General features: G+C 46.9%; 20 protein-coding genes. 1 reads left to right on the top strand and 19 read right to left on the bottom strand.

The window, feature by feature from the left end; translation table 11 throughout:
* The first annotated feature begins 56 nt into the window (after nucleotides 1-56).
* Complete coding sequence (locus NH568_RS01915; protein WP_253044295.1) at nucleotides 57-761, top strand: hypothetical protein; 705 nt, start codon at nucleotides 57-59, stop codon at nucleotides 759-761.
* On the opposite strand, the gene NH568_RS01910 is transcribed toward NH568_RS01915, so the two are convergent.
* The 19 genes from NH568_RS01910 to yceD all read right to left on the bottom strand — a co-directional run bounded on the left by NH568_RS01910 (nucleotide 746) and on the right by yceD (nucleotide 19,647).
* The gene (locus NH568_RS01910) at nucleotides 746-1,510 is read right to left on the bottom strand and encodes a transporter substrate-binding domain-containing protein (RefSeq protein ID WP_253044292.1); all 765 of its coding nucleotides are present in this window, start codon (nucleotides 1,508-1,510) and stop codon (nucleotides 746-748) included. The two genes, NH568_RS01915 and NH568_RS01910, sit on opposite strands and share 16 nt — an antisense overlap.
* Before the next feature lie 61 nt (nucleotides 1,511-1,571).
* The gene (locus NH568_RS01905) at nucleotides 1,572-2,582 is read right to left on the bottom strand and encodes a substrate-binding domain-containing protein (protein ID WP_253044288.1); all 1,011 of its coding nucleotides are present in this window, start codon (nucleotides 2,580-2,582) and stop codon (nucleotides 1,572-1,574) included.
* A gap of 163 nt (nucleotides 2,583-2,745) precedes the next feature.
* Nucleotides 2,746-3,159 carry a hypothetical protein gene (locus NH568_RS01900; protein ID WP_253044285.1) on the bottom strand — a complete coding sequence of 138 codons (414 nt, stop codon included), beginning with the start codon at nucleotides 3,157-3,159 and terminating at the stop codon, nucleotides 2,746-2,748.
* An 86-nt stretch (nucleotides 3,160-3,245) separates the two neighbouring features.
* Entirely contained in the window at nucleotides 3,246-3,494 is a 249-nt protein-coding gene (locus NH568_RS01895) for a hypothetical protein (RefSeq protein WP_253044282.1), read from the bottom strand.
* Nucleotide 3,495: 1 nt separating this feature from the next.
* A complete protein-coding gene (locus tag NH568_RS01890; RefSeq protein WP_253044278.1) occupies nucleotides 3,496-4,434 on the bottom strand; it encodes an ornithine cyclodeaminase family protein in 939 nt (312 codons plus the stop codon).
* 10 nt (nucleotides 4,435-4,444) lie between these two features.
* Nucleotides 4,445-5,521: a Xaa-Pro peptidase family protein gene (locus NH568_RS01885; protein WP_253044276.1), complete on the bottom strand. Its 1,077-nt coding sequence runs from the start codon at nucleotides 5,519-5,521 to the stop codon at nucleotides 4,445-4,447.
* Nucleotides 5,518-6,546, bottom strand: a complete 1,029-nt coding sequence (locus NH568_RS01880; RefSeq protein WP_253044274.1) for a proline racemase family protein — start codon at nucleotides 6,544-6,546, stop codon at nucleotides 5,518-5,520. Before NH568_RS01880 ends, NH568_RS01885 begins: the two co-directional genes overlap by 4 nt.
* A 58-nt stretch (nucleotides 6,547-6,604) precedes the next feature.
* Nucleotides 6,605-9,610, bottom strand: coding sequence for a TonB-dependent receptor (locus NH568_RS01875; protein ID WP_253044272.1), 3,006 nt, complete (start codon nucleotides 9,608-9,610; stop codon nucleotides 6,605-6,607).
* Between the two features lie 371 nt (nucleotides 9,611-9,981).
* Nucleotides 9,982-10,131 (bottom strand): hypothetical protein, encoded by a 150-nt coding sequence (locus NH568_RS01870; RefSeq protein ID WP_253044270.1) that lies wholly within the window; start codon nucleotides 10,129-10,131, stop codon nucleotides 9,982-9,984.
* Nucleotides 10,132-10,289: 158 nt separating this feature from the next.
* Nucleotides 10,290-12,152 (bottom strand): DUF885 domain-containing protein, encoded by a 1,863-nt coding sequence (locus NH568_RS01865; RefSeq protein ID WP_253044266.1) that lies wholly within the window; start codon nucleotides 12,150-12,152, stop codon nucleotides 10,290-10,292.
* Between the two features lie 115 nt (nucleotides 12,153-12,267).
* The gene (gene mltG, locus NH568_RS01860; protein WP_253044264.1) at nucleotides 12,268-13,281 is read right to left on the bottom strand and encodes an endolytic transglycosylase MltG; all 1,014 of its coding nucleotides are present in this window, start codon (nucleotides 13,279-13,281) and stop codon (nucleotides 12,268-12,270) included.
* Nucleotides 13,278-14,045: an aminodeoxychorismate lyase gene (pabC, locus tag NH568_RS01855; RefSeq protein WP_253044261.1), complete on the bottom strand. Its 768-nt coding sequence runs from the start codon at nucleotides 14,043-14,045 to the stop codon at nucleotides 13,278-13,280. Before pabC ends, mltG begins: the two co-directional genes overlap by 4 nt.
* 325 nt (nucleotides 14,046-14,370) lie before the next feature.
* Complete coding sequence (fabF, locus tag NH568_RS01850; protein ID WP_138553504.1) at nucleotides 14,371-15,609, bottom strand: beta-ketoacyl-ACP synthase II; 1,239 nt, start codon at nucleotides 15,607-15,609, stop codon at nucleotides 14,371-14,373.
* 83 nt (nucleotides 15,610-15,692) lie between these two features.
* Nucleotides 15,693-15,929: an acyl carrier protein gene (acpP, locus tag NH568_RS01845; RefSeq protein WP_010374019.1), complete on the bottom strand. Its 237-nt coding sequence runs from the start codon at nucleotides 15,927-15,929 to the stop codon at nucleotides 15,693-15,695.
* Between the two features lie 209 nt (nucleotides 15,930-16,138).
* Nucleotides 16,139-16,885 (bottom strand): 3-oxoacyl-ACP reductase FabG, encoded by a 747-nt coding sequence (fabG, locus tag NH568_RS01840; RefSeq protein ID WP_253044258.1) that lies wholly within the window; start codon nucleotides 16,883-16,885, stop codon nucleotides 16,139-16,141.
* A gap of 15 nt (nucleotides 16,886-16,900) precedes the next feature.
* Nucleotides 16,901-17,827, bottom strand: a complete 927-nt coding sequence (gene fabD / locus NH568_RS01835) for an ACP S-malonyltransferase (RefSeq protein ID WP_253044256.1) — start codon at nucleotides 17,825-17,827, stop codon at nucleotides 16,901-16,903.
* 59 nt (nucleotides 17,828-17,886) lie between these two features.
* Nucleotides 17,887-18,930 carry a phosphate acyltransferase PlsX gene (plsX, locus tag NH568_RS01830; protein WP_253044253.1) on the bottom strand — a complete coding sequence of 348 codons (1,044 nt, stop codon included), beginning with the start codon at nucleotides 18,928-18,930 and terminating at the stop codon, nucleotides 17,887-17,889.
* A gap of 10 nt (nucleotides 18,931-18,940) precedes the next feature.
* Nucleotides 18,941-19,111: a 50S ribosomal protein L32 gene (gene rpmF / locus NH568_RS01825; RefSeq protein ID WP_010382129.1), complete on the bottom strand. Its 171-nt coding sequence runs from the start codon at nucleotides 19,109-19,111 to the stop codon at nucleotides 18,941-18,943.
* 11 nt (nucleotides 19,112-19,122) lie between these two features.
* Entirely contained in the window at nucleotides 19,123-19,647 is a 525-nt protein-coding gene (yceD, locus tag NH568_RS01820) for a 23S rRNA accumulation protein YceD (protein ID WP_138543851.1), read from the bottom strand.
* Between the last annotated feature and the right edge of the window lie 72 nt (nucleotides 19,648-19,719).

Below are 19,719 nucleotides of genomic sequence, written 5' to 3'. Positions count from 1 at the left end.
TTGACTGCCAGTATAAAGTGCATCACAAGCACATCGCAATAAAGAGGAATAACAAGATGGAACAGATCACATTGACTATGCTGATACATATAATCACAGGAACCGTTGCCATAGTTGCAGGCGTTATTGCTATAGCAGTTACAAAAGGAAAGTCTTTACACACCAGGGCAGGCACCGGGTTTGTCTATACGATGCTCATAATGGCCCTCAGCGGTACCTTAATCGCGATATTACAACCCATGATCATCACAGCTATTGCAGGCATCTACACGACTTATCTGGTAATGACTGCGTGGCAGGCAGTGAAATCAGCACCGAATACGCGAGGAAGATTCGATTATGCATTCCCAGTATGTTCACTGTTGATCATTTTCGCCTGTCTATATTTTAGCAATCAGGCGGGCACCAGCCCCGCTGAAATGAAACACGGCATAAGTGCTTATGATTACTACTTTTTTGTAATACTCGCCAGCTTGTCTTTTATCGGTGACGTGCGTCTGGCTTACTCAGGAGGCCTGACCTCGACACCCCGCCTGATCCGCCATTTGTGGAGAATGTGTTTTGCTCTATTTATAGCGGTTGGTTCATTCTTGTCACAAGGCGCAGTAAAAGTCGTACCACAGGCACTTATAGACTCGGGTTTGTTAGCAATACCTGAGCCCTTTATCTTGCTGGTCATTGTATATTGGTGCTTAAAATTGAGTCTTGGTAACAAAATACGCCAGTGGCGTGCTAATCGTACAGCTCAGTCCTCTTCCTGAGACAGATGCAGTCGGCATAGTTCAGTTGCCACTGAACTTTGCCGACAGTGTTGTGAAATTACCTGATTTTCGGCTTTTTTTATCAGTTCAGTCAGTTCACCGCTTTGCGTCATGCGACGTAACACGTCGTCGATTTTCTTCACCCAATGCCGCTGATCCTTATGGATATAGTGGTACAGCTTCAACACTCGAAAGCTACGCTGATGTGGTACGACGTTTTCAATTCCAGCCTTAGCCAGCATAACCAGGCCGTCGATACGATTGGTCAGAGCAATGTCGGCCAGTCCTTTAGAGACCAGATTCAATGCCTGTATGGTGGTATCCGTGTCCTCTACTTCGGACATCCCTTTGGTGATGTTATTGGTGTGTTTTACACCGCGCACTTTTGCAATTCTATAATTGCTCAAGTCTTGTTCATTCTGGATATCAACATGACTATCGCTGCGAACAAAAGCCATGGTCTCTAGCGTGTAATAAGGGGTTGGAACACGAATAGTATTCGGATTTTCATCGCCATAGCTGTAAATTCGCATGATTTCCCCATGCCGCTTTCCGCTACGCACCAGCTGTTGTGCACGCTTGCCTGGGTAAGGTGTTACCACAATAGTTACATTAAGTTGGCGGTAAATCTCTGGCAAGACCAAGCGCCCTACTTCCTGCTCAATCAGATAGTTAATTGATACAAAGTGCAAGGGCCCAGCAAACACGTTGTTGCACCATAATAGCAACAATAACAGGGACTTCTTCATCGGCCTACCGAGCTTTTAAGATGATGTTTATTCGATTATTTTAGTATCACAAGAGCAAATATCAATGATTGACTGTGCAAGTTGCAATATTACCCTTATTGCAATAATGATAGTCTAGGTAGTAGTGTGTTTGTGCAGGCTTCTTACTCTGAGTAATAAACTGGTACAGTAACTCAGTCCCCAGACGTCCCATTTCAAAAGGTTTCTGCCCAATGTTTGTCACAGATAAGCCTCGTTGCAGTGCTTTGAGTTGCGTATTTTCTGTATCAGCGGAGATTATCACCCGCTCCTGCTTAGTAATCAGCGTTTTAAACTGCGCCATGCGGGTTATGTAGTCTGGGTTAAACTGTGCAAACCCGGCAACGGCAAGAAATATGGGCGAATTGGGATATTTCATCATTGTGATCAACTGATCCAATGCATCAGCTCGTCTTCCCATAGTAAAAAGCGGACAACGGTAATGCTCAATCCAGCCATTTTCACCAGACATTCTATTTTTGCTTTGACCAGACAATGCAAATCGCACACCCGCGATGCGTTGATTCAGATTAGGAGTTGTCTGATGCCCCGACTGCAGACAGATGTATTGTTTAGACTCTGTTTTAAAACGTTTTGCCTCTTCTCCCAGCGCCTTCCCAAAGTCAAAATTATTGGTCCCGACGTACGCCAAGCGATACGCCTGATGTTCTTTAAGTAAATCTGAATCAAAGGTAATGACCGGGATACCTTTCTCGGCAGCCAGCCTGAGTGCCCCCTCGACAAGATACCCTGAATCTGTGGTTGAAATAAGCAAACCGTCGATGTCTTTTTTGATTAGCTCTTTAACTATCAGAACCTGTGTTCTGACATCCTGATAGTCGTCAGCTCCATCGTAAAGACAATTAACATTAGGGTAGTCGCGTGCAAAGTAGACACACCCTTTGTGCGATTGCTGGTAAAAACTATCGTTTTTGGTCTTTCCGACCACGGCAATATTGATAGGTACGGCTGCGTCATAGGCGCCAAAGGCCAAAGCCTGAGGGCACATTAATGTGACAAAAAGGAATGATATCTGAGCAACACGATGGTTCATGCAGGTGTCTGGTCCCGTAACTGCCTACTTGTTAACAGTGTAACCAAATCACTCTAAAAAACAATCACCTTAATATTATTGGGAAGTTGCCAACAGCTCAAAGAGTGCTGAATGATTGGGTGCTTCCTCCACATCAGACACCCTCTTTGAGCCACTTTCATGGTTATTTACAGCTAAATGCCAAAGTGATTTGATACGGCTCGCCCATAGAATCTTCGGCTATACCACCACCAATACTCATGGCAGCGCCCACATCGTCAACCGCATTCTCACCGAAGATCCACATTGCGGTGCCCGCCGCTTCGACTGCCGTCGCTATATTGCGTTTTTGCAAGTACTCCTGCTCTGGCATCGACCCCATATAGGTAATGTTTTCATTTTGAATGTAGGCGTGCCCACGATCTTGCTCATCGCAATAATGATTGGCCTGCTCCAGTGCTTCCTTGCCTGCTGCCTCTCTGGTCTCTGCGGTCAAGTTTACATAGTGCTTGCCATCCGCAGAGGGACGTACGTTATTGTGGTGTGCACAGCCACTTGCAAAGATGGCGACCAAAGAGAATGCTATCCAGTTTTTCATGATGTTTACCCTGACTAATATGTAATTATTAAGACAGAGTATATTGAGTATCACAGTGGCATTCAGTGAGAGAATGTTGAAAAATGTTATCTCTGCATCACGCCGTTGCTTGCCGCTAATATCTGACATGACTGCCCGGATTTGAAACGTTCATACAATGCATGGTCGAATAAAATCGTATCACTCAATCTCTGATCTGCATATTGATAGGTCACCAGCATATGCGCCTGATGACACACTAGCGGATTTATCAGACGTTTATCGCTAACAATGACTAAATCAATAATCGGGCACTGACGATAATGCGGTTTCTCTTTCCTTGAAAAGCGCCACATATCAGTGATGATCCATCACCAGTTTGGCAGCAACTAGATCACTCAGTGCTGTGCCCACAGATTTAAACAAAGTAATTTCACTGTTATGGCTACGCAAGTAGCGATTTTCTCGAGCCATATCAGCCAACTCCGCCTCAATCTGCTCAGCCTTAAATACCCCTTGTTCCATCGGGATAAGCAGTTCTCCAGCTTCATTCAAGACGTTAGCTTTGCTGTCAACGAACACGCGGCTGGCTAGCAAGGTCGCGGTATCTATTTCCCTGGCATTTTTGTGGTGATTGCCAATCAAGTCGATATGGGTTCCAGCCTTCAACCAACGTCCGTCAAATAGTGGCTTATGGCTCCCTGTCGCAGTACAGATAACGTCTGCCGCGCCAATCACCTCTGCACGGCTTTGACCCAGCTCGAACCTAACTTCAGGAAACATAGTCACTAAAGAAGCCTGAAGGCTGGCTGCTTTGTCTGGATTTCTGGCGATCAGCGTGACCTTATCATAGTCTCTGACCGCCAGGTGTGCGCGAACCATATAAGGAGCAAGCTTACCTGCACCAAACATAATCAAGTGTTTTGCATCTTCTCTGGCAAGGTAGGATGCTGCCAATGCAGAAACTGCAGCAGTGCGCCATAGTGTCACCTGAGTACCATCCACCAGTGCCAGCGGTACACCATGCTCCCGATCAAATAACATGATCTTTGAGTAGAGGCTGGCTTTACCTTGGGCTTCATTGTCAGGGAAATAGGTAAAAGCCTTGACACCAATGACGGAGTCATTCCACGCAGGTAGCACAGCGAATGCATCATGATTATCGGCACGTGGGTCCAGTTCAAAAACACTGCGTTTTGGCATGGCATGTTCACTGGCAAACCCGCGTTGTAGCGCAGCGATCAGAATAGGAAATGAGAGTGCCTTCTGCACCTGTTCTCGGTCAATGATTTTCATATCCTTTCCTTTATAGTTCGAAGTGTTGCGGAGAATGAGTAAGCAGCTCATAGCCAGATTCAATGATAGCAATGTCTTCTTCCAGCCTGACCCCGCCATAGCCCGGAATGTAAATGCCAGGTTCAATGGTGATCACATTGCCCGGTTCCAGTTGATAATTGACACCCGGTTTGATGAAAGGCTGCTCATGTAAAAAAAGCCCCAGGCCATGGCCCAGCCCTTCACCCGCATACTGGGCAAACTCACTGTTAAGCAGCACTGAGTGGGCAGCCTCATTCAACTCCTGGCAATCTGCTCCAGAGCATGCCCGTACCAGTGCTGCTCGCTGGGCTGATTGTACCGTATCAAACATTGCCCGTTGTTTGGTGCTTGGGGTGCCATAGACATAGGTGCGCGTCATATCCGAGCGATAGCCGTCGACAACCGCCCCAAAATCAATCAGGATAAGGTCCCCAAGGCGAAGTTTCTGTGTTGAAGGATTACCGTGCGGTAAGGCACTGCGCGCGCCAAACAGGAGTATCGTGTCAAACGAGACACCTTCTGACCCCAGTTTTTGCATCCGGTAATCTAGTTCCAATGCTAAATCACGCTCACTGACCCCCTCTTTTATTAAAGGTAACGTATCTGCCAGTGCCTGGTCAGCTATCTGTGCAGCCTGACGAATACGAGTAATCTCATATGTTGTTTTAACCTGTCGTAGTTGCTCAACCAGTCCAAGCGTTGGCATTAAAACTCGGCCTGAGAGCTCGCCACTGATCTGCTGCCACTGACCGACATCAATATGGGCAGCGTCAAACGCGATGACTTTTAACTGACCGGATAAACGACTCAAGCACTGACCCAGGCTCTCATTATCTCGGTGCCTGAGCACGACTTCGGTCTGCTCAGCTTCTTTGCTGGCGCGCTCAAAGTAACGATAATCAGTGATCAGTAAACACTGTTCGTGACTGATTAATAATGTGGCGGCATGACCGCTGAATCCACACAAATAACGAATGTTCTCATAACCAAAGACCAGCATGCCTTCGTAGTCAGATGTCACAAGCTGACTACGCAATCTGGTTTGTCGTTGCAAATACTGACTCATCTTAGAATAAATCCATGTTTTAGCGGATCACTGGGATCCAGACAAAATATATGTTTCCCGGTCAGATACGCCTCGCCCATCACTTTTGGACGAACCGCCTGATGTCCGTAGTACTGAAAAGTTTCACCAATACTGGTGTCAAAACCACAACCCAGAAGCCCCTCAATATGAATAACTTCGCCCGGATCCAGTTTGCCCTTTACAGCCAGCAACGCCGCCCTGCCACTCACACCAGTACCTGTGGGGCTGCGATCCAGCGAGCCATCGGCAAATATACAAACATGACGGCTATGACTGTCTACACCACAGACTTGTGAATTGGAGTAGAACACCACACCATATAGAAAACCCAGAGAAGGGTCTTCTGGATGTGTAAGCTCAACGATTCCGCTCAGAGTTCGTTTTATTTTTCTACCCAGAGTTATGATTTCTTCATAGTTTTGCTCAATGAGTGCTAAATCTAGTTGGTCAGCATTTACATAGGCGTAATAGGCACCACCAAATGCAATATCGCAATGAACAGTGCATTGTGGTGACAACGTCACAGGCACATTAAGCTGACATACAAATGATGGCACGTTATAAAAGCCCACTCGCTGACTCTCAGAGGAATAAAATGCACTGATTTGCCCTGCTGGGGTATCCATGTTGAGGGACTGCTCTTCGACGACTCCTGGCCCTAACGATCTGGCCAACTCAGTTAGCGCAATCACCGCATGACCACACATTGTCGAGTAACCCTCGTTATGCATAAATAACACACCAAATGCACTATCATCCCTTTCGGGCTCAGTTAGTAACGCGCCATACATATCCGCATGTCCGCGCGGCTCAAACATCAATGCCCTGCGCAGTTCTTCAAAGTGGGCCTGGCAGTATAAGCGTTTCTCAACCATGCTTTTGCCTTCTGGCTCAGGCCAGCCAGTCAGTATGATACGAAGTGGCTCACCTGCCGTGTGCATATCCAATGCCTGAACTTGTTGCCAATGTGGCGGTATATGCCACTGAGTCAGGTCAGATTTCATCTTACCTCCATAACGAAAAGCCGGGCTTAAAGCCCGACTGACCAGGGAAAAAATTCGATTAAAAAGTAAAGCGCGCAACCAAAGAAACGTAACGTTCCTCCTGTCGGCGTGTCACCAACCCATAATCTGGGTTAAGCTCGAGTTCCTGCCCTTCTACAGAGCTGCTGCGAGTTCTGGTTTCGGTGATATCTAAAGCGGCATCATTATTAAGCAGGTTGTAGACAGTGGCTTTAAGCATCAGATCATGACCTGAGACCTCAGTGTTGTAGGTCAATGACATATCCAGATTTGTCAACCATGGGAGGTTATCGATACTGCCTCGCGGTGCCGGATTACCGTTTTCATCGTAGTGACTGACATGACCATAACCGCGACTCACGCACTTATCCCAGGGACTGCCCTTTTTACAGCTATCAACATCACTCGGGTGTAATGACAAATAGTTTGTAGGGCGACCCGAAATAGCACGGGCAACTAACCCTAAGGTTAACTCATCGGTCAGTTCGTAAGCACCTGAGAACTTGAAGGCATGACGGTGATCATTGGGTAAGTCACCGTAACCGTGATCCATCAGATCGGCATAGTCGTAAGACGTCGTCCAGCCTGGATCGGCCTGATTGTTGTCGGTTTTTACCAATCCCTCAGTGTTGCCATAGCTGTGTGACCAAGTGTAAGAAGAATTGATCCTAAAGCGATCAGTCAGGTTCCCCTCCAAGGTAAACTCCAGTGCCAGGTATCTGCGTTTAGCCTGCTGCAATGCAAGTTCCTCAGCACTGAGCGTGATGTCATCGACCTGCCCGTCACCGTCAAAGTCATAGCTCAGGGCAATGGCTTCACCAGGATTGTTCAGTACATAGTAGGAGCTTTGTCCGACGTTATCCGTGATCCCCAACTCAGCCAGTTTTTTAGCCAGTACCGGTGCAACATTAGTATCTTCAACGCTGCGCCCTAAATCCCGGTAGATTGCGCGGATCCCCAGCGCCATATCGTCGAATACCTCCTGCTGATAGCCTAACGTAAACTCATCAGAATACATTGGCTTCAGATCGGAAGATGCGATAAGACCCGGCTCTGTGATCCCCCGTTGAGTCCAGTAGCGGTCACGAAACTTAGCCCCCCGGCTAGGCGAACCATCAGCTTCGAGAACAGGTAAACCATTGGCATCTACCTGATCCAGTGCATAATAGTCATACCACTCAACTGAAGCAGAACCGAGCGTCACGTTCATATTTGCCGATACCGGTTGAAAGTAACGGCCATAGGTGGCAAAAATTTTAGCGCTGCCGTCACCGTGCAGATCATAAATGGCCTGTAATCTTGGCGCGATTTGATTTTTCATGTCCACATAGGGGCGACCATCCGTTACGGTGTTTTCAAATTCACTGTATCTAAGCCCTAAATTCAGCACTAAGTTATCCGTGGCCTGCCAGCTGTCATTGATATAAAACGCTAAAGCTGTTGAATCTGAGTCAACTTCTCGGGTACGTACCCGATGCTCGATATAATCGCTGCCCTGAGGTGCACCAGAGAGATCGCCCTCAGACGCTGTCATAACCGTCCACCAGCCTTGTGCTTCGCCAATGCCATTCTGGCCTTCGTAGTAATCGACCGTGATCTTGGCATAGTCCAGGCCAAAAGATATCGAGTGCACCTCCAGGTCCCAGGTAAAGTCAAGCTTAAACTGGTCACGGATAAACTCTTCCTCTGTGATACCACTGGCGGTGTGTGATGAAACAGTCACAAAACCATCGCGCTCATCCCAAACACCCGGATCTGTTGAAGCCACAACGTTTTCGACATTTTCCGACACCCGACCTAGCACAGCGGATACAGAAAAGAAGTCGCTGAGGTAGCCATTGTAATTCAGGCTGTAGACTTTACCACCGTCCTCACCTGGGGCGGCTACGCCTCGAGGATCTCCAATCACATTACTTTCCCCGTCATAGGTATAGGATTGTCTTTCCCAGGTACGCTTGTTATTCATGGCAGAAAAACCTACGGAATGGTTTTCATTGATGAACCAGTCCAGTTTGGCAAACCATCGATCTTCTTCACGATCTCGATCGTTATAGACGGTTTGCCTTGCCCAGGTATGATTTTCCCTGCGCGGTGCGAGCAACCCATAAAAGAATAAGGAGTCTTCAATCAGTGCACCACTTGCCCACACCTGAAGCTCTTTAAACGTTTCGCCTGATTGTTTTGTGTTGGTGTCATATCCCACAATTCCATTACTCTGATATATGGAGTCGTGTTGGTCTCTTAAGCTATTGGGGTCATAACGCATTTCAACCCCCAATTTAAAATCATTGTCGCCGGACTTAGAAACGGCATTAACAATACCGCCAAGTGCACCACCAAATTCAGGACTGACCCCGCCGGTTTTAATTTGAGTCTGCGAAATTGCTTCCCAGGGAAGGCGAATAGAACCCAGGCCGGTACGAATACTGGTGACATTCAACCCGTTGAAGTAGTAACCATTCTCTGCCGAGGATGAACCTCCGAAGCTGGATGCCCCTTTGAACTCTGAGCCACCAGGTTCAGCAGTTCCGGGCGCCAAAAGCGCAATACTTTCAAAGCCGGTATTTACAGGCATAGCTTTGATTTCTTCGTCTGTGTATGTAACGCCCGCTGTGGAAGATGCCATGTCAACACGGCGAATGGCAGTACCCGATACCGCAATGCGCTCGATATCTGATGTACCTATCCTATTAAGTTGGGCATCCAGTAACACTGACTGACCTATACTCACCTGAACCTGCTCTTCGAGCACAGTTTCAAACCCGTCCTTGCTAATCGATACCCGATATTGACCGACCGGTAAATTACGCAGAATGTATTCACCCTGTGCATTGGTTCTGACGCTAAATGTCAGTCCTTTTGCTTTGTGTGTGAAGATGAGTTCCACACCGCTCAGGTCATTGCCCTGGCCACTGACGATATTACCTCTGATCAAACTGTTGCCATCTGCAGCAAATGCAGGCGCCGCGCCACCTAATGCCAGTGCGATTGCGCTCGCAGCCAGCGTCTGGCGGATCACCTGCGTATTATTTTTATTGTTACGCATTTCTAATTCCTGTTGAGTTCCCATTGATAAAGTGTCTGTCGTAGACCTATTCACCTTACAATGAATTTATATTGTATACAATATTTTTTATTCAAACTGGCAGGGAGTTGATTTGAGTAGGTGCTTCTTCTCGCGTGATCAAGATAGCGTCGTCGGCATATCATCCGTATTTGTACTGCATAGCCTGTAGAAAAATTAGACTAACTTTCCAAGCTGAAGATTAAATAAAGGAACTCAGAATAAAAATAAGGGGATTGTTGACTTTTCTTTGAGGAAATATATGAACTGGATGTATAGATTTAAAGCTCTTACATAATTCAGTACTACTTCAAACGAAATAGTACTGATGCGGATTTACTGTGATGAATATATTAGTGCTCATACCAATCAGCTGTGTGGCATTTTGCTTTATTGCCAGTCTCGGCTGCACCACCACCAATATTTCGCGTTAAATCTTTCTGTAAATTTATGTTGTTGTAAGACAGGTTCTTTACTGGCTTTTTCTTTAAGTTAAGTTTCATTTTAAGTCTCCTTTTAATTAACTCGAAATCATAGTAAGTAAAGTTAATAATTAGGTAAACAAAGAAAACCAAAAGACTGTAAATTTATGAATAGATTAATAAGGTGAAAACTCCCTTCTTCACCAAACTATCAGGTGGCAAATAACCACCTCTAACATTTAACTTTGTGAGGCGACCCAGCGATCGACATCATCTTCTACAATGGCCAAAGGTCTTGCGCCTTTAAGTAAGATCACATCATGGAACGCTTTGATATCAAACTTCTCACCTAAAGCCTTACGCGCTTTATCACGCAACTCAACGAGTTTAATCATACCCAGCTTATAGCCCAGCGCTTGTCCTGGCCAGGCGATATAACGGTCAATAGCTGCAGTCACATCGCTCATAGCAGATCCCGTCGCTTCAGCGAAGTATTCAATCGCCTGCTGACGCGTCCACTGTTTATAGTGAAGCCCAGTGTCGACCACCAGGCGAGCAGCACGATAGGCTTCCGCCTGTAAGCGACCCAAATCACCAAACGGGTCGTTCTCGTACATGCCCATTTCGTATGCAACCAGCTCAGAATATAGCGCCCAGCCTTCAATATAACCGTTGAACGAGGCATTCTGACGCATCAGGCCTATGTCTGTCTGCAGCATGTTCAGCGCAATCTGGAAGTGATGCCCAGGTACTGCTTCGTGATAAGTCAGTGTTTTCATACCAAAGCTTGGTACGGCCTTCATGTCTTTGAGATTGATGGCAAATACCCCGGGACGACTGCCATCCAGGGAAGGTCCGCTATAATAGCCTCCCGGTGCACCCGCTTCTACCTCCTTGGGAATGCGGCGCACTTCTACTTTTTGGGGTGGTAGAGTTGAAAAGTACTCTGGTGCTTTTTTATTGATGGTCTCAATTTCTCCACGCAAAAAGGTCAGCAATGCTTCGCGGCCCGCGTCACTGTCTTCGTATAAAAAGCGTGATTCATCGTTTAGCTGCTTCATGCGATCGCCCACTGAGCCCGTGGTGTAACCATTTTCGCGCAGTATCTCGTCCATTCGTGCAGTGATCCGTTTGACTTCAGCAAGCCCGATATCGTGGATCTGCTGTGCACTGAGATCCGAATCGGCCAGATAGGTAATTTCATGCTGGTAAAAGGCTTCACCACCCGGCTGAGCCCAGATGCCGACTTTTTCAGGAGCTTTTGCCTGTAACACTTTAAGATCGACAATCACACGCTGATATGCGGGATAGATCTTTTGATCAACCAATGCTGCAGCTGCATTAACGAGCTCGGTGCGCTGTGCTTCAGAGATAGATACAACGTTTGATAATTTGGTTTCAAATGAGGTAACCAATGGGTGTTTAGCGCTCGAATGCGCGGTAAAGTTATTCAGATAACCAAAGGTATTCGGGAACAGGACCTTGGGCAGGATGATGCCTTTTTCAGCATCATCCGCCAGCTTACCGCGGACCTGATCGGTCAGTGTTGCAAACGCCTCTAACCGACTCAGATAGTTTTGCGCATCCTGCATATTCTCAACATTGTGCTGATCTTTAAGCAGATTTGGAATATCCACCAAAGGCCCGGAAAGCTGATTAACAATGTAAGGTAAATGCCCACCCCAGGTATCAATATAGCCACCGCTAAATTGGGCATCACCGGCATAATAACGCGCCAGCACTTCGTTCACACGCAGGTGTAAACGATCATCTTCACTCATCTTGTGCGCTTGCAGGCGTTTTAGTTTTTCTGCCGCATTATTCATATCAATTTGCAACGCCTGCATACCCGATGCTGAGTAATCAGGTAGCCTGTCGGCATAACTGCCATATTGATCTGCGGATAGCTTTAATGAGGTTGCCTGTGCAGGCTGATGATTAATAAAGGTTTGTGTATAGGCGTCAACTTGCTTGTCAATATCAGCGCGTGACAATGGCGCAGCAGCAGTCGCTGCTGAGCTGGCCTGATTGACTCGGCTTTCCTGAACACAGCCCGACAGAGCAATCGCCACTGCGAGTGTGAGCGCGTTCAACTTATTCATTACAGAGCTCCAGTTTTTTATTCTGTGTAGTGTTATGGTGCTGGTATATCATATTTGTCTACAATATACAGCCGCTTGCGACCACTCTTTGAGAATCGCTGTTATTTTTGCTTACTCAACCGCTTTGTTTATTCAAGATATAACGTTTTACCGCTTGGTTGTGCTCTCGTAAGGATTTTGAGAAATAATGGCTGCCGTCGCCTTTGGATACAAAATACAGATAGTCTGTTCGCGCTGGCTGAGTTGCAGCCTGTATAGCATCAAATGACGGCATAGCAATAGGTGTAGGTGGTAACCCCTTTATTCTATAGGTATTGTAGGGCGTATGTTCACGCAAATCGCGACGCTTGATATCCCCGTCAAAACGCTCACCCAGACCATAAATAACCGTCGGATCCGTTTGCAATCGCATCTTGCGGTTCAAGCGGTTTACAAATACAGAGGCGATAACCGGGCGCTCTTGTGCTTTACCCGTTTCCTTTTCGATGATGGATGCCAGGATCAATGCCTCGTAGGCTGAGCTGATGGGTAAGTCGGCTGCACGTTGCTGCCATGCAGCTGCCAGTTGCTGATGCATACGCTCGCTGGCACGTTTAATCAGGGATGACGCTCGACTGTGCGCATGATAGTGGTAAGTTTCGGGATACAGCCAGCCTTCTGGGTGAAAATTCTGCTCCTCGGACAAGCCACTTGCATCGACCTTGATATGCTTCGCCATATCCTTTTCGCTCAGGTCAAAATGGATAAATGGTGCTTCTTTGAGGTTTGCCAACACCTGTTTAAAGGTTTGCCCTTCGATTATAGTAAACATGAAGTCGGCCTGTACCCCGGTGTTCAGCTTTGACAACGCCTCAAGTACACTTACCCCTTGCAACTCGTAGACACCGGCTTTAACTTTTACCCGCTCTGGGAATAACTTACCGTAAATCTGATAGGGTAAACAATTTTCAACCCAACCCTGGTGCTGCCAGCGCCGACAGATTGCCACAAAACTGTCTCCCCGTTTAACTTCAAAATAGCGGGTATCGCTACGAAGTGGTGCCTCATTAAACTCTGAAATGAAATGCGCACCTGCCAGTATGCCAATGAACAATCCCGACAGCACAAGTAAAATCAGTTTTTTGATCATAATGTAGCAACAAGCTCCTCAGCCAAAGCATGTGCCTTATTCAGGCTGAAATGGTGGTTATCAATCTGACGCACAGGCACGAGGCCCATCAGGCTGTTACAAACATACACAGCATCAGCCGCATACACAGACTCCAGATTCAAAGATACCGCCGTTATCGGATTATGCAGTTGTAAGCTTGAGAGGTAAACGCCCTGGATCCCACATTGAGACAAGTCGGGCGTGTACCAGTGCCTATCTTTACAGATCAGAATATTGGCTGCAGAGCTCTCTATGACCAGGCCCTGTAAGTCCATCACAAGTACATCATCCGTAGCTTTGTTGGCGGCATTTTGCTTGATCAGCACCTGCTCCAGACGGTTCAGTGTTTTCAGCCCAGCTAACATAGGTTGGTGACCAAGACGCACATCAGATATTGCCAACGTAATCCCGTCTTCGCGCCAGCGCGCATAATGATCCGGAAATGCCGATAGCGACACCAGCGTTGTAACCTGAACCTGGTCGGGCAAGCTATAGCCTCTGCCGCCCTCTCCTCGGGTGATCAGCACTTTGAGCACGCCTTCATCCACATCCCTCGACGCGTTCTCGCACTGCTCTGTCAGTGCCCTTAAGTCTAACTCAGGGAAATACAAAGCACTTGCGCACTGCGCCAGGCGCTTTAAATGGCCTTCCCAGCGCTCCAGCTGACCTGCTGAAATCTTGACCGTTGTAAAAAAGCCATCGCCATAATTCAGGCCACGATCCCGACTACTTACCTGCTGCATTCGTCTTTACCACACCAAATTGAATGCACCAACTGTATCATAATACCAATTACACTTAATACCTGTTCAATTTGAAGGAGCAAATATGACGCTAACGGCATTAAAAATTTCTCATTTAGAATAACTTAACAGCAAAATTTTTGCCTCGCCTACATGGATGTAGGTGCCTCAGCAATAGCAGGACGCGAGAGCGGTGTTATCGACCCTATTTTCTCGCCTCAAAATAAAACACTTAATTAAGTAAATTGGTATCACTACTGTTCTGACGGTGTCATTTGGACATAAAAAAACCCGGCAATGCCGGGTTTTCATGATGTTTCTGAGATTAGACTTTTTTAAACAGCAAAGAGCCATTTGTGCCGCCAAACCCAAATGAGTTACACAGCGCATAATCTAACTTTGCATCACGTGCGGTATGCGGCACGTAATCCAGATCGCACCCTTCGTCCGGGTTATCCAGGTTGATAGTCGGCGTTACCTTTTGATGTTGTAGAGACAAGATACTAATGATCGACTCTACAGAACCCGCAGCCCCTAGCAAGTGACCCATCATTGACTTGGATGAGCTGACCATCACATCTTTTGCTGCATCACCGAAGATGGATTTCACAGCAGAAGTTTCTGCTTTGTCACCCGCCGATGTAGACGTACCATGAGCATTAATGTAACCGACCTGCTCAGCATTTACACCTGCGTCCTGTAGAGCGTTTTCCATCGCCAGTGCAGCACCTGCACCATCTTCAGGCGGTGAAGTCATGTGGTATGCATCGCCACTCATGCCAAAACCGACCAGCTCAGCATAAATTTTCGCACCACGTGCTTTTGCATGTTCGTACTCTTCCAGTACGATCACACCTGCGCCGTCTGCCAGTACGAAGCCGTCACGATCTTTATCCCAAGGGCGCGACGCCGCTTGTGGATCATCATTGCGCGTAGACAAGGCACGAGCCGCGCTAAAACCACCCATTCCGATTGGAGTTGACGCTTTCTCTGCACCACCTGCAACCATAGCATCCGCATCGCCGTAGGCAATCATACGTGCTGCATGGCCAATGTTGTGCAGGCCTGTCGTACATGCAGTAACGATAGAGATATTCGGGCCTCGCAGACCGTGCATGATAGACAAGTGACCCGAGATCATATTGATGATGGTCGAGGGCACATAAAACGGAGACAGCTTGCGTGGACCACTGTTGAGCAGCTTCACGTGGTTTTCTTCAATCAGTGTCAGGCCCCCGATCCCAGAACCCACAGCGACACCAACACGTTTGGCATTTTCTTCTGTGATTTCCAACCCGGAATCTTTAAGCGCCTGTACGCCCGCCGCGATACCGTACTGAATGAACAAGTCCATTTTCTTGGCATCTTTCTTTGACATGTATTGAGTCTCGTCAAAATCATTGACCAGACCCGCAAATTTGGTACCGAACTGAGTAGTGTCAAAGTGTGTGATATTACGAATACCACTTCGGCCTTCTAACAAGCCCTGCCAGGTTGACTCTACGTCATTACCTAGCGGCGTCAACATACCTAAGCCAGTTACTACGACTCGACGTTTAGCCACGGTTTCCTCCAAAAGGGATTTTCGAAATGATGGGGGGATAAAGAATCAGGGCAGCGAACGCTGCCCTAATTTAAAGTCGTTAATTACTCAGCGTGAGCAGTAACGTAGTCGATCGCTGCCTGAACAGTAGTGATTTTCTCAGCTTCTTCGTCAGGGATTTCAGTATCGAACTCTTCTTCCAGAGCCATTACCAGCTCAACAGTGTCAAGAGAATCAGCACCCAGATCGTCTACGAAAGACGCTTCTGATTTTACTTCTTCTTCTTTAACACCTAGTTGCTCAACGATGATTTTTTTTACGCGTTCTTGGATGTCGCTCATTCTTCTTTCCTTTATTTAAACGCTATCGCGTTAATTTCAGATTGCGGCGTAGTTTACGGCGCATCATACTGTGATTCAAGGATTGACCATGACTTTTTTTTCTGGTCAAACCTGTTACTAAATATTTTGTACTTTTATCGCCTATTTTAATAGCAATTTCAAGTAAGATTGCCGCAAGATCACAAAAACTTCAACCTCGCGCACAATTGTTACACCATGTACATGGCGCCATTTACGTGCAAAGTTTCGCCTGAAACATAGGCACCGGCATCTGATGCAAGGTAAACCGCCGCTGCTGCGATCTCTTCAGGCTTACCAAGACGTCCTGCCGGCACGTTCGCGAGCGTTGCCGCCTTTTGCTCGTCAGTTAGCTCATCAGTCATGTCTGTTTGGATAAAACCAGGTGCGATAACATTCACAGTGATACCACGTGATGCGACTTCGCGCGCCATAGACTTTGAAAAACCAATCACGCCAGCTTTAGCGGCTGCATAGTTCGCTTGGCCAGCGTTACCCATTGTACCTACTACTGAGCCGATATTAATGATACGGCCTGATTTTTTCTTCATCATAGGACGCAAAACCGCCTTAGACAAACGGAAAATTGAGCTCAGATTAGTATCAAGGATATCGTCCCACTCCTGATCCTTCATTCGCATCAACAGATTGTCACGGGTAATACCGGCATTGTTAACCAATACATCCACATCACCCAGATCTTGCTTGATTGCCTGCAGGGTTGCGTCGATAGACTCAGCGTCGGTTACATTAAGCTTGTACCCTTTACCATTTTCGCCCAGATAGTCAGAAATTTTTTCTGCACCTGATTCACTTGTCGCGGTACCCGCTACCTTTGCACCTTGTACAACCATAGCATTTGCAATAGCTTTACCAATACCACGGCTCGCGCCTGTAACAAGTACTACTTTACCTGTTAAATCAAATAGGTTTGTCATCTTAATTTCCGTTATTTACTTTGCAGATGTAAGAGAAGCAACGTCGTTTACCGCGCTACATGCAACAGATTTATCAATTCGCTTGGCCAGGCCGGTCAGTACTTTACCCGGTCCAAACTCATAAGCCTGAGTGATCCCTTCTTTTGCTAATTGCTGAACCGTCTCTGTCCAACGGACCGGGCTGTATAACTGGCGAATAAGCGCATCTTTAATCGCTTCGCCACTTTCTTGCGCCACAACGTCGACATTATTGATCACTGGAAAGTTTGGTGTTGCAAACTCGATCCCGGCAAGATCTGCTGCAAGTTGCTCGGCAGCTGGTTTCATTAACGCACAGTGAGAAGGCACGCTCACAGCCAGCGGCAACGCACGCTTCGCACCTGCCTCTTTACAAGCTTCTGATGCACGCTCTACTGCTTCTTTGTGACCAGCAATGACTACCTGACCCGGCGAGTTGAAATTGACTGGCGCCACAACTTGCTGCTCAGATTGTTCCTCACAGATCTTCGCAATTGTATCGTCATCCAGACCGATAATTGCAGCCATTGAGCCCGTACCAGCCGGTACTGCTTGCTGCATATACAGACCGCGTTTTTCAACCAATTTAACGGCTGTAGACAGATCTAACACACCAGCACATACCAGGGCAGAGTATTCGCCCAGGCTATGGCCAGCCAGTACCAATTCAGCATCGACCTGCTCGCTCTGCCATTGACGGAAAATTGCCACACTCGCGGTGAGCAATGCAGGCTGAGTGCGGTGTGTTTCATTTAATTCGCTTTCAGGACCGTCTAATACTAACTTGGCCAGGTCATACCCTAACGCTGCAGAAGCTTCTGCAAACGTATCCTGAACAACTTGAGAAGTTTCTAATAATTCCGACAGCATGCCTACGCTCTGAGAGCCCTGGCCTGGGAATAGTAAAGCAATCTTTTGTGACATAGTGTGCTCTTTTGATTTCTATATTCTGCCTTTTCCTTAGCCACACTATTTGGATGAAACTAGGATCTGGCAGACGTCTCTTCAACCGGCGCCATTTCTTCAAAGGTCGCCCGGATTTTATCTGGAATACGTCTATCGATCTCTCTGGCCGCTTCTTCAATCGCAGCCATAAATGCCTTCTTCGACGCATTTCCGTGACTTTTCACTACAATACCGCGCAATCCTACCAGACTTGCGCCGTTATACTGGTCGGGGTTCACACGTTTATACAGTTTTTTTATGACGGGCCTGAGTAAAAACGCCAGACACCGGTAAAAAAGGTGTTTTTTCAACGCTTTTGTGAACTTAAACATGATAAGTTTGGCAATTCCTTCACAAGTTTTCAATGCAACATTGCCAACAAACCCCTCACATACAATGACGTCTGATTTACCTGAAAATATATCACTGCCCTCGCAATACCCCTGATAATTGATCACTTTGCAATCTTGCATAAGCTTGGCTGCTTGTTTGATACCATCGTGACCTTTAATGTCTTCCAGGCCGATGTTAAGCAAGTGGACTTTGGGCTTGTCGAGTTTAAGTGCAGCACCTGCAACAATCGACCCCATAATGGCAAACTGCAACAGAGTTTCCGGATCACATTGCACATTGGCGCCAAGATCCAGTAGATAAACGGGCTGTTTTTTTTCAGTGGGTACGGAAGTGATCAATGCAGGGCGTTTTATGCCTGGGAGCATTTTTAATACATAATGCGCCATCGATAACAACGCGCCCGTATTACCCGAACTCACGCAAGCTTGTGCCTGACCGGCTTTGACCAGATCCAATGCTACGCGCATAGAAGAATTTCGCTTGTTACGTAATGCCTGAGCAGGATCGCAGGTATTGGTCACAACTTCATCACAGTGCTTAACAATAAGACGTGGATGAGACAGTGCATTGGCTTTTTCGAGCGCATCTTCCAAAACGGAACGATTGCCACATAAGAGTAGGATTAAGCGAGGATGTTTTTCAACTGCAGCGATTGCGGCAGGAATTGATGAACGGGGGCCGTAATCGCCCCCCATCATATCTAACGCTATGGTTAGATCAGCGTGCATAAGTAATCTCTTACTTAGAAATTACTTTTTCGCCTTTGTAGTAACCGTCAGCAGTTACGTGGTGACGACGGTGAGTCTCACCAGAAACTTGATCTACAGTTAGTGTAGGACCGTTAATAGCATCGTGTGAACGACGCATGCCACGACGTGAACGTGACACTTTACTTTTTTGTACCGCCATTAGCCTATCTCCTAAGAATCTTTCTTAAGTTGTTTTAAAATTTCAAATGGATTTGGTTTGCTCTCTTGTTCTTCTATATCACCAAAGCTAACTGGCTTATCAGAAAATGAACAGGATGCTTCTGTATGCTTAGGAACGATGGGGATCGCCAGTATCAACTCATCTTCGACAATTTGCCGCAGATTAATTTCACCTTCTTCATCCAACTCCACAACATCATAGCACTCAGGGAGTTCTTCCGACTCTGCACCTAATCCGACTGGCGAATACGCAAAGTCTTGTTCCAAATCCAACCCTAATTCATCGTTACAACGCTGACACAACACGGTGACTTTGGCTTGCACGCTTCCACGTACTACAACCAAACCTTGCTGGTCTGTTTCGCAACGAATAGTTACCGCTATTTCACCTACTTGATCTTGCACAACTTGCTGCAAACGAGAAAGTTCTTCAAGCGCAATAACACCGTCATAACTGGCCCGGCGCTGTGCCGCTTTGCAAGGATCAATGGTGATGGGAATTTTCACCTTTTGCATAGGGGCTGCATCATATAGATAGTTAGTGCTTTAGTCAAAGCAAAATTAAACTTTCATATTGTTTTTAACCAC

Origin of the sequence: Pseudoalteromonas sp. XMcav2-N (assembly GCF_024124545.1) — a bacterium.
Lineage (GTDB): Bacteria > Pseudomonadota > Gammaproteobacteria > Enterobacterales > Alteromonadaceae > Pseudoalteromonas.
The sequence above is the reverse complement of the archived record's forward strand: the minus strand, read 5'-3'. Positions and strand labels throughout refer to the sequence as shown.